Origin of the sequence: Anaeromusa sp., from assembly GCF_028691475.1 — a bacterium.
GTDB lineage: Bacteria > Bacillota > Negativicutes > Anaeromusales > Anaeromusaceae > Anaeromusa.
The window spans coordinates 1-11,115 of the sequence record NZ_JAQUZF010000090.1; the positions used below are offsets into that span (position 1 = coordinate 1).

Annotated in this window: 9 protein-coding genes; 1 reads left to right on the top strand and 8 read right to left on the bottom strand. The window is 50.7% G+C overall.

The annotated features are described in order from the left end of the window. Nucleotides 1-250: 250 nt before the first annotated feature. From PHF27_RS10990 to PHF27_RS11010, 5 genes are all read right to left on the bottom strand, one after another. The gene (locus tag PHF27_RS10990; RefSeq protein ID WP_300069821.1) at nucleotides 251-1,945 is read right to left on the bottom strand and encodes a diguanylate cyclase; all 1,695 of its coding nucleotides are present in this window, start codon (nucleotides 1,943-1,945) and stop codon (nucleotides 251-253) included. Nucleotides 1,946-2,545: 600 nt separating this feature from the next. Continuing rightward, nucleotides 2,546-3,388, bottom strand: a complete 843-nt coding sequence (locus tag PHF27_RS10995) for a DMT family transporter (protein ID WP_300069824.1) — start codon at nucleotides 3,386-3,388, stop codon at nucleotides 2,546-2,548. Between the two features lie 106 nt (nucleotides 3,389-3,494). Further along, entirely contained in the window at nucleotides 3,495-3,917 is a 423-nt protein-coding gene (locus tag PHF27_RS11000; RefSeq protein ID WP_300069827.1) for a flavodoxin, read from the bottom strand. A 102-nt stretch (nucleotides 3,918-4,019) separates the two neighbouring features. After that, on the bottom strand, nucleotides 4,020-4,271 hold the full coding sequence (locus PHF27_RS11005) for a hypothetical protein (protein WP_300069830.1): 252 nt from the start codon (nucleotides 4,269-4,271) through the stop codon (nucleotides 4,020-4,022). A gap of 21 nt (nucleotides 4,272-4,292) precedes the next feature. Further along, a complete protein-coding gene (locus PHF27_RS11010; protein ID WP_300069833.1) occupies nucleotides 4,293-4,598 on the bottom strand; it encodes a DUF2325 domain-containing protein in 306 nt (101 codons plus the stop codon). A gap of 266 nt (nucleotides 4,599-4,864) precedes the next feature. Here PHF27_RS11010 and PHF27_RS11015 point away from each other — a divergent pair, with 266 nt between their 5' ends. Then, on the top strand, nucleotides 4,865-6,484 hold the full coding sequence (locus PHF27_RS11015) for a polysaccharide biosynthesis protein (protein ID WP_300069837.1): 1,620 nt from the start codon (nucleotides 4,865-4,867) through the stop codon (nucleotides 6,482-6,484). A gap of 214 nt (nucleotides 6,485-6,698) precedes the next feature. On the opposite strand, the gene PHF27_RS11020 is transcribed toward PHF27_RS11015, so the two are convergent. From PHF27_RS11020 to PHF27_RS11030, 3 genes are all read right to left on the bottom strand, one after another. Then, nucleotides 6,699-7,517, bottom strand: a complete 819-nt coding sequence (locus PHF27_RS11020; RefSeq protein ID WP_300069839.1) for a hypothetical protein — start codon at nucleotides 7,515-7,517, stop codon at nucleotides 6,699-6,701. Nucleotides 7,518-7,615: 98 nt separating this feature from the next. After that, nucleotides 7,616-10,678: an EAL domain-containing protein gene (locus tag PHF27_RS11025; protein WP_300069842.1), complete on the bottom strand. Its 3,063-nt coding sequence runs from the start codon at nucleotides 10,676-10,678 to the stop codon at nucleotides 7,616-7,618. 161 nt (nucleotides 10,679-10,839) lie between these two features. Then, nucleotides 10,840-11,115 (bottom strand): adenine deaminase C-terminal domain-containing protein (locus PHF27_RS11030; protein WP_300069844.1); only part of this gene is annotated, 276 nt, incomplete at its 5' end.

Here is an 11,115-nt window from a genome sequence, read left to right on the forward strand (position 1 = left end):
TCCTTTCGATTAGTGTCTAGCAACTTTAATTGTATGTGAGTTATTTACTTTATGCTCATTTTTTGTGCAAAAAAATGTTGGAGTAAACATGCTCTTGCGTGCTTACCCCAACATTTATTATAGAACCGATTTTTTCGCTAGACGAGGAAGAAAACGCAGGCATAGCGGCGCTCTGCCGAGGCTTTCTGACGACGTACAGCGGAAAAAGCACCCCGTTGCCGCGAGATGCGCATGAATTAGTAGCTCCCGATTAGTGGCTCCCGAGGCAAATACAATTTCGCCCCTGCCGCTTGGCCTGGTACAGTGCCTGGTCCGCTACGGCCACAAGTTCTCTATAGGTTTCATCTCCTTGCGGTATAAATGTAGCGATCCCCATACTGACAGTAATAACTTCCCCGCTATGAGAACGTTCATGACGAATGCAGGCAGAGGCCACGGCCTGCTGAATCTGCACAGCCAGCTCCAATGCGCCTTTTTCCGAGGTAGCCGGTAAAACCACGGCAAACTCCTCACCGCCATAGCGAGCCACCAAGTCGCTGCTGCGCTTGACCGTCTGCACTAACGCCGCCCCGATACGGCGCAAACAATCGTCACCGTGCAAATGCCCATAATAATCATTGTAACTTTTAAACTCATCCACATCGATCATGATTAAAGCCAGGCATTCCTGGTTTCGTCTAGCCCGCAGCCATTCACGCTGCAGAAATTCGTCAAAATAGCGCCGGTTGGCCAAGCCGGTCAAGCCGTCGGCCCGGGAAATACGCCGCAATTCTTCATTTAATGCCTGCAGCTCTCGCGTACGCAGCGCTACTTTCCGTTCCAATTCCCCCTGAACATGACTCAAAGCCTCGTCACGATGCAATAGCTGCTCTGTCATGTCGTTGAAATTAGCCGCCAATTGTCCGATTTCATCCTTGCTTGTTACCGGCAGGCGAAAACTCAAATCACCTGCGGCCAAACGGCGGGTAGCCTCAGAAATACGCACCAGCGGCTTAGCCATGGTACGCGCCAATTCGAGCGCTCCTGCCGCCGCTAAAGCGGACGAAAGCAAGGCAATCACCAAGACTACCCATTTTAATACGGCAACCGGCTCCATCGCCTCTTGCAGCGGCTGCTGCACAACAACCCCCATGCGGGTCGTCGGCACAAAACGATAGCTGGCCAACAGCGTAGTACCTTGTACATCTTCATATTCAAGGGAACCGTTATGTTCCGCCAGCACTTCCTGCACGGGCCGCATTGAAGATGCATCCACGCCTTCGGCAAGTAGCCCCAAATCAGGATGCATAATCATGCGTCCATTGCGGTTTACCACATAGGCATAGCCGGAATCGCCCACTATCGTCGCTCCGATGCGATTCAACAAGGCGCGAAGCTCGATATTGACGATCAATACTCCTGCAATACGCTCGTCTGCCATAATGGGCTCCGCTACAACAATTCCCATTTTCTGCGTACTTTTCGCCAGCAGCACATCGGAAATAGCAGTACTCCCTGTACTCAATACCTCTGTATAGTAGGACCGGTCCCAATAGGAAATATTCCGGGCCTCTTCCATCCGTCCGTCCCAACGCGCCACTTGCCGTCCCTGCGCGTCCGCCACCACGGCCAGTTGTATGTCCGGATACTGCCGCACCATTTGACGGAGCGCTTCATTTTGACGCTCCGCATCCATGGACCGAATGGCAGCGGTTTTGGCCATCAGCCGCAGTAAGCGCATCTTTTCCGCAAAGACCCACTCCAGGTCAGAACCTATCTGTTCCGCCAGTTGCCGATTCCGCTCCACTACCGTTTCCCGCATAGCCGTTCCATAGGATTGCCATGTCAAAAAAGTGGTCAACAGCAAGGGCGCTACCGTCAAAACTGCAAAGACCAAGCCCAGTTTTTTACGCATACTCAGCCCCTGCCAAACCCGCCCTGGCAGGAGCCACCACTTTTTGCTCACACAAGTGCCCTCCCGGTTTGCAAAAGCTGTTTTCAAGAAAAATCTATATCTATATATTAATTCGCTTTATTTTTACAAATCCTTTCTTGAGTAAAATTTATTCTGATTTTTCAAGCGCCTTCTTCAGAAAAGCAACAATCAGAATAACCGCTGCGCGGTCCTTTGAGAGGAACGTCACACAGAACCTTGGAAATATTGAACAAGAGTCGCGGGAGTCACGGAGGGTTCGACTAAGGCTGCGGCGACCGTGATTGTATTTGAGACTTTTATTGGAGCAAGACGGTCCGCAGGACGTAAAAGCAGGGAAAGGCGGATGACAGTTTCGCCTGTTTGAGCGCAGCGAGTTAAGAAACTGCCGCCTTAGCCTGCTTTTGCGAGGCGCGCGGAAATCTTGTCTCAAATACAATTATGCCGCCGTTTATACTCTTAAAAGCCCCTTTCGCGTATTTCGTGTATTTCGCGGTTCGTTAGCAACGTCTCTCGAATTTATTATCCAACCGCGAAACTCGCGAAAAGCACGAAAATTGATTTGTCCTTCTCGCAAACCCTCTCTCTTCCTCCTTTCCCAGGCTCTCAAAACTTAGAAACCCTTTATTTCAATCAACCGATGCGCCGCCTCAATTCAGGCAGGACGTAGCGCACCGCCATTGCTGTCAAAATAACGCCGCCTCCCCACAATGCCCAAATGCCAGGCTGCTCTCCTAAGAGCAAAAACACCCAGATTGGATTGAGCAAGGGCTCTACCATGGTAACAATAGATGCCTCTAACGCGGTTACCTGCTTAATTGCTATAGAATATAACACATGGGATAAGCCAAGCTGCACCACCCCTAAGGCGATTAGCACCAGCCAGCCTTCCTCCCCGGGTCCGCCGTCAAAGAAAAAAGGCAAGCCGCATACCGCAGCCAGCACGTTGCCCAATAGCACCGACCCCCAGGGAGATCCTTCTTTCTGGCTGCGCAGCGCCACCACCATTACAGCCATGGTCACGCCGCTGCCAATAGCCAGTATATTGCCCTCCAAACGCCCCGGTGACATCTGTTCCTGAAAAAACAGCACCATGCCGGCGCAGATAGTTCCCATAGTCAGCCAATCCGCCCGACATGGCTTCTCCTGCAAAAACATCATTCCCAGCACGGCAACAAAGACTGGATATGTATACTGTAATAAAATAGCGTTAGCTGCCGTTGTCAGCTTGGTAGCGGACACGAAAAGAAGCACCGTAAGCGCATTGGCAATGCCGCCGATAACTAACGACCGGTTCCAATATAGCTCCGTCTTGCGAAACGCCGCCCAAACCACGATGGCCGCAATCCCGCTGCGCGCTCCGGCAATGGCCAACGGATGCCAAGACACCCATTTTATTCCTATGCCGCTGGTACTCCACAGCACCGCTGTTGCCAACAACAAAGCCAACCCCTGCAAGCGTGTCACACTTCCCACTGTCTTTTCCTCCGCCTTTATACACTGTTTTTTCATTGTAGCATAGAAGCAAAGAAAAAAGCGTTATTCCTTGCTAGGAATAACGCTGGCAGCGCTCTATTTATAGTTAGCGCAATTGCCTTCCCAACGCCTCACATTGCGCCAAAGAGGTTGCGTCCGGGGCGCCATTAACAATCAATCCTTCCGCTACCATTTGCACACCGGCTTTCTGCATACGGCTCTCCCATTCTTGCATCCATTCGCCATTGCCCCAACCATAGGAGCCAAACAACGCCAGCGGTTTGCCGGAAAGCACCGGTTCACATTCGGCTACCAAGGGCTCCATTATCATTTCTTCTAATTCTTCCGCCCCCATCGACGGGCACCCAAACGCCACAGCGTCAGCAGCCGCAACGTCCGCCGCCGATGCCGACGCCGCTTCCAAAAGAAATACGTCCGTCCCCTCGTGCTTGGCCCCATCTGCCACAGCCTGCGCCATAGCTTGCGTATTCCCAGTACCGCTCCAATAAACTACTGCAATTTTTTTCATGTTCCTTACTCCTCTGCAAATAAAATAAACTCCGTATCATGCCCTCATGAAACGAAGTTCAAAGACTTTCTCCATCAGATCGTAGCATTCTCTTTTTTCGGCTTATGCAAGCTCCGGCTCCTCCCAGGTCCGAATCAAAGCGCCGCCAAGCCAAATCAGTTGATGATCCACTTCATCTAGCATCGCTTCGCATTCAGCCGACACCATCTGCTCTGCATGTAAAACAATACGCCGATATCCTTGGGTCACGCACGCTAACAAACGCTGCCGAAATTCCTCTACATGCTCGCATTTGACCGTTCCGTGAATCTGCACAACTGCCTCCTGCCAATCCGTGTGAATCCATAAAGACATGTTTAAATCCTCCTTGATAATTTAGTTCGCCCTCTGCAATTTTAACAACTCATCCTGCATAGAAGCCGCTTCCATTGCTCCCCAGGAGCGTTTAGTGAAAAAAGAAGGAACCCCTTGTGTCTTCGCCGCGTCTTTAACAATTTTGACGATATTATGGTTCACATAGTCTGTAAAAACCAAGACACAGGAAATTTGTTTGGGAATGTTTAAGCGACTTTTTTTTATTGCCTTACGTCCATCGATATGAACTAGCTTCGTAACTCCCAAAGAGTAAAGATTTTTTTCGATTACCCCTAAGTAATCTCCCCCGATAACCATGACTGACATCTTTTTTCCTCCTTTAACTCGTTTTTCTTGTTCTAATAACACCTTGTTGCATTATTTAAATTGATTTTGATATTGATTCTCACTATCATTGTTTTTATATTACTTCATCCTTTTTATCGCGTCAACCTCTAAAACAAAAAAAAGACTTCCTATTACGCCCAAAACATGGTTTTATATATATAGCATAGCTAGACACTGCTTTTTGCAGGTTACCTATACAAAAGAACTTTCGTTCAAACGACTTCCAAAAAGGATGATTGCACTTCATGACACAAGAAAAAAGTACCAGCAACCGACTTCTTAAGGGTACTTTGATCCTTACCGCCGCAGGCATGGTTGTTAAGGTCATCGGTTCTCTCAACTGGATTATTCTTTCTCGGGTCCTTGGCGGCGAAGGAATTGGCCTCTACCAAATGGCCTTCCCTCTCTATCTGTTGGCCCTGAGCCTTTCCACCGCAGGCATTCCTGTGGCCATTTCCATTCTTACTGCCGAAAAAATCGCCAAAAATGACGTCCTGGGACGACGACAGCTTTTCCGAGCGTCTTTTTGCTTTCTCACCGCCACCGGTCTCATTTTAAGCTTGGCAATGTACTGGGGCGCCGCATGGCTGATTGACGCTGGCTTTATTCGTGACGGCCGCGCTTATTATTCTCTTTTAGCCTTATCCCCAGCCGTCTTTCTGGTCACCCTCATTGCCGGCTTGCGCGGCTATCTGCAAGGCTGGCAATACATGACTCCTACAGCAGTCTCACAAATAGTCGAACAGCTTTTTCGAGTTATGGCCATGCTTTTTTTTGCCAGCCTGCTGCTGCCCCAAGGCCTTGCTTTCGCCGCCGGCGGCGCCAGCTTAGGCGCCGCTGCCGGCGCCGCTGCCGGCTTGGCGGTGCTACTCTACTATTACGCTCGCTTACGCCGACAGGAAAAATCGATTGGGGAAGCAGCTACGCCGACCGCACAACCAACAGAATCCTTAGGGCGACTGTTTAAGCGCCTTTTCAAATTAGCTTTACCGGTGTCCTTAGCCAGCTTAATGCTGCCTGTCGTTGCCAACTTGGATTTGCTCATCGTACCGGTTCGTCTGGAAGCGGCTGGTTACAGCATCACTCAAGCTACTGAACTGTTTGGCTATCTTACGGGCATGGGCGTTCCTTTGGTAAATCTAGCTACGATGATGACCGCCGCCTTAGCTACTAGTATTGTACCGTCCGTCTCCGCCGTGGCCTCCCTGGGGCAAAAACACGAAGTGCAAGAACGCATTACCACGGCCATGCGCATGACGAATCTCGTTATTTTCCCCGCTTCCGGCGCTTTGTACGTATTAGCGGTACCGGTAGCGACTGTTGTCTATGGCGCGCCGCAAGCGGGAGACGTCATTCAGGTGCTGGCCTTCGGCGTATACCTGTTGGGCGTACATCAAGTCACTACCGGCGTTCTTCAGGGTTTGGGCCGCCCTACACTGCCGGTAATCAATATGGGCCTGGCCGCCATAGTAAAGATCGTCCTTAACTATGTGCTCACAGCCATTCCTTCGCTGGGCATTTGCGGCGCCGCCTGGGCTACGAATGCGGATTTCGGCGTTGCCGCCCTGCTCAACTACTATTGGATTTCCCGCCACACCGGTTTTCGCACGGATTGGGCGGAACTGGGCAAAACCATCCTGGCTACGCTGCTCATGTCCGCCGCCATCTACGAGGCATTCGTCTTTTTACTGCCCTATAACATCCCAATCGCTTGGCTGCTGCTCCCGCTGATTCTCTTAGCGACAGTCTTGTATGCCGCTATCCTCCTTGCTTGCGGCGGTTTGACCTTAGCCGACGCCGAACGCGTTCCCTTTCTGGGGCGTCGCCTGGCCTCGCTCTTACTGCGCCTGAGACTAAAAAAATAATAGGGACGTAATTTTGAACAGGAGTAGAGGGAGTAAAAGGAGGGTACGACAGAGGGATACACAAAAGCAGAAACAATAGAACCTAAAAAAACCGCCAAAAGGCGGTTTTTTTAGTAGAAAGTACAACTGAGGAACACTCAAAGAAATGGCAAACACAATAGTCCTTTAAAAGCCCTCACTCTACTCACTCTACTCCTGTTTTGTTTTCCGTTCTCTATACGCTCTGCGCGGCAGTAGTGCTGTCCGTGCTGGCTACGCTGTAGCTTTGATTGGTGTCATAGGCGCTGGCCGCCACTTGCATCGGCGGCGGAGGCGGCGGCGGCATGAAAGCCGCTTGGCTCTCGGCTTCGATCTCTTTGAGCAGATCCGCCAATTCATTCAAATCATCAGTACTAACGGTCCCGTCTTCCACTTTCTGCAAGAACGAAGCTAGACTGAAAGTGCCATTAGTACTGTCGCTCGTCGTGTCTGACTCGGTTGTGCTGGCCGTGTCGGTGGAAGTCGTCGCGGAAGTTGTCGACGAATCGGTTGATGAAGCCAACGTTCCTGCTACAGCCGCTGCCGTATCGGTCTCTTCACTAGAATCACTTAGACTGGCCAGCAGACTTTGCAAGGCCGACAGTTCATCTCTATTGACATGTTGCGGCGGCGGCGGCGGTGGTGCGGCAGCCAGCGTAGTGGCGTCGTCAGATTCATTTAAGGCGCTCTGCAACGCTGTCAAATCGTCATCGGTTACGGTACCGTTTTTTACTTTGTCGAGAAAGGAAGATAAAACAGCTTCCAACTTCGAAGTGTTATCACTGCTGCTTTCGGCCGTATCTGAACTAGTACTCCCACTTACTGGCACTAATCCTTGACTCATGAGCCCGCTAAAGAATGCCGCAGCTGTCTCACTGTCCTGACCTTCATACCGAGATTTTGTTTCCGAGGTCGTGGCTGTTGTTTGCGTAGTGGTACTCTGATCCGCAGTAGAATTGTTCTGCAGCCGCTGCAGATATTGCCACCAATTGCTTGTTGCCGAAGAAACATTCATGGTTTCGCCTCCTTATGCGTCAAGATAGAAATCCTTACTGCTTATTATCGGCGATGCACCTTTATTTCTTCTTTGAAAACAAGCTCCATGACAAAATTTTACATTAAAAATTTCAAGGCTTCTTCGGCATCTACAGGGCGGCTGAAAATATAACCTTGCAAACAGTCGCAGCCTCGCCGCTTCAGCACCTCTTGCTGCACCTCGGTTTCCACGCCTTCCGCCACTAAAACCATGCCTAAGGTATGGCCCAAAGAGATAATGGAAGCAATCATTTCTTCCTGGGTTCCTTCCATTTCTTCGACATTAATAAACGATTTATCCATCTTTAGAAGGTTGATCGGCAGATGCTTCAGATAAGTTAACGAAGAATAGCCTGTGCCAAAATCATCCAAAGCCAGAAGCAGCCCCATTTTCCGGAGTTCCCATAGTTTGCCGATACTTTCTTCCATCGATTCGATCATGATTCCTTCGGTCACTTCCAACACAATTTGCTCCATCGCAACCTCTTCACGAGTCAAGATATCCTGCACCTGCTTCACAAAATCCGCAGCCAACAGCTGCTTCGGCGATATATTGACCGCGATATGAACCTCTCCAAAGCCTCTCGCTGCCAACCGCTTCGCAAAACGCGCCGCTTCCTCCAACACCCAGGCGCCAATCGGCAAAATCAAGCCGCATTCTTCGGCAATAGGTATAAACTTGGCTGGCGAAACAAATCCATGCTCTTCACTTCGCCAGCGCAGCAGCGCTTCAAAACCGCTTACGCGTCCTGAAGTCAAATCAAGCTGCGGCTGGTACTGTAAGAACAGCTCTTTGTTTTCCAAGGCCCGGCGCAAGCTATTAGTCAGAGCCATCCGCTCATACGCTTCATCAGACAACGCCGTTTCATAAAAACGCCAGCAGTTTCTCCCAGCCCGTTTAGCGGCGTACATGGCGCTATCCGACCGTTTAAGAAGCTCTTCCTCTGTTTCTCCGTCTTCCGGGTATAAAGCAACGCCCAAACTGGCAGATAAATGCACCTGCCGTCCCGCCACCGCATATTCGCAGCTCAGCTCCCGAATGACCTGTTCGGCTACAGCGCTGGCCGCTTCCCTTTCTAAGTCGGAGAGCACCGCGATAAACTCATCGCCTCCTAAGCGCGAAACAAATGCGTCTTTCCCCAGGACCCGGCACAGAATATTTCCGGCGGTAATAATTACATGATCGCCGCTAGAGTGTCCGAAATTATCATTAATTGCCTTCAAATCATCCATGTCAACAAAGAAAAGAGCGCCTTTCTTTGTTTCGTTGTTGATGACGAGTTCCTCCCGCAGTTTCTCTTGCAGCCCCGCTCGATTGGGCAGGCCTGTAAGAGAATCATGAAAAGCCATATGGCGAATGACTTCCTGCGCTTGCACCCGCTCCAAAATCACCGAAGCCAAGTCGGCAAATTGACGAAGCGTCTCCACATCTTCTTCATGAATGCGGCGTACCTCATCTTCCCAGCTGGCGGCGAATACCCCGCATACGTCAGCGCCATTTTTCAGTGGCAGCATGATAATGTTCGTCATACTGGCCAAATACGTATCGCTGATGCGTTTCGGATATGTCCGGTAATCCTCTACATATAAGAGCTCTCCGCTCGCGTAGACCTTGCCTTGCATGCCGATCCCCATGGGAAACGCTTTTTGAATCCGCGGGGCGTGCAGGCCCTTGGCATGATGCAGCACAAATTCATGCGCTTTGACATCGTAAAGACCAATATAACCGCTGGGTGCGTTAACCAATTCCAAGGCGTTGCGCAAAATAATTTCCAAGCACTGGCTGCTCTCGCTCGCAGGCCGAGTCACTAGATCCATCGCCGCCAAATATTGGCGCTCCCGCAGTTGCAGGCGCTCGCCTGTCTGACGCCGAATTTCCACTTCCTCTTCCAAGCGGCTATTCGCATGTTCCAGCGCCTCATTCATGGCCGTCAATTCTTCATTCGACGCCATAAGGTCCTGCGTCTTTTCTGCGACCTTTTGTTCCAGGCGGTTGCGCGCTTCTTCAAGGTCCTGGTTTTTCTGAGCCAGTTCCCTCACCATCTGCCGCAGCATCTCTACCATATAACGAAAGGCTGCAGCCAAGCGTCCTACTTCGTCTCCCGAATCCAGCCGCAGCAGCGGCGTCTCCAAATCTCCTTCTCCAATGCGCCGAGCCTGTTGGTCCAATTGCCGCAATGGCTGCGTCAAGCGCCTAGCCGCCAGCCACAAAACAAGACCGACAACTACCAAAATCAACGTGGTAATGCCTAATAAAAATTGCAGCATCTGCCGCAGCGGCGCCAGCAGCTCCGCTTCTTCAATAGTAGTCGCTACCGACCAGCCGGCAAAAGGCACGGCAGCATAAAAAGCTACTTTCTTCTGTCCTTCAAACTCATAACGATATACGCCGGAACCGCCGCTTTGCATCTGGCGCCCCAGTTCCTGGATGGACTCATCCGGAAATTCGCTAATGCGCTTAACCATGATAAAATCATGACGCGGATGATAAATAAAGGTTCCGTCTTTCGCAACAATAATACCATAGCCAGTTTCGCCAACACGCATGCTTTGGGCCATTTTTTCTACATAACCCAGCGAAATTCCGGCTCCCACCAAGCCTTGCGGTTTGTCGTTCTCATCCAAAATAGGCGCAACAGCAAAGATAGTTGGTTTCCCGGTCGTCCTTGAAAGCAGCGGCGGCGTCAGCTGCGTACCGCCGCCTGCCATAATGGACTGAAAATACTCTCGGCTCCACACGTTGCCGACATAAATGCGGCCCTCAGTTCCTTCCAAATACAAGGAATGGTATACGCCCTCCCGATTCGCTGCGTAAATATCCAAGAACAGATCCGGATAGTGGGCTTGCAAAAATTTCTTTCGATTCAAGTTCTGCGCATCAATTTGTGCAAAACTTTCGTTAATAGCTTTCGCTGCAGGCGTCGCCGCAATGGTTTCCGGTTCTACCACTAAGGTGCGACACCACAGCTCGAGGCCAGCGGCCGCTTTTTCCGCCGTCGCCAGCATACTTTGGGTCAGTTTTTCCTCCACCACTTTGTGACTGTACCAATACGCGCCAACGGCCAAGGCAACCAAACCCAGGAGCAGCACAGGCATGACCCAGAGCAGCAATTTGTCCCGATACGAAATTCGATTCCACATAACACCATCAACTCCCGCTACAAAATGCTGGACTGTTATGCTTGCTTTCCATCGATTTTCTCATACTGTAATTTCTTCATACTATTCCAGTTATAACCAAAAAGCTCCTGCTTTATTTTTACAAATAAAGCAGGAGCCTCAAAAGAATATGGAATACTTTCTTACTCAGCAGCCGCAAGAGAAACAGGCACTATCTGAAAAAGATCTACATCTACCAAGCCGAGATCGGTTAGCTTCCACCTGGGAATGACGGGCAAGCTCAAAAAAGCCAGGGTCATAAAAGGATCATGCTCTTTTTTCACGCCTAGCGAGCGGGCCGCCGCATGCAAGGCCCCCAACTGTCGCTGCACTTCCTCTAAAGGCTGCTCCGACAGCAAGCCCCCCAGCGGCAAGGCCAAGGAAGCCAGCACCTCGCCGTCCGCCACGGCCGCCAAACC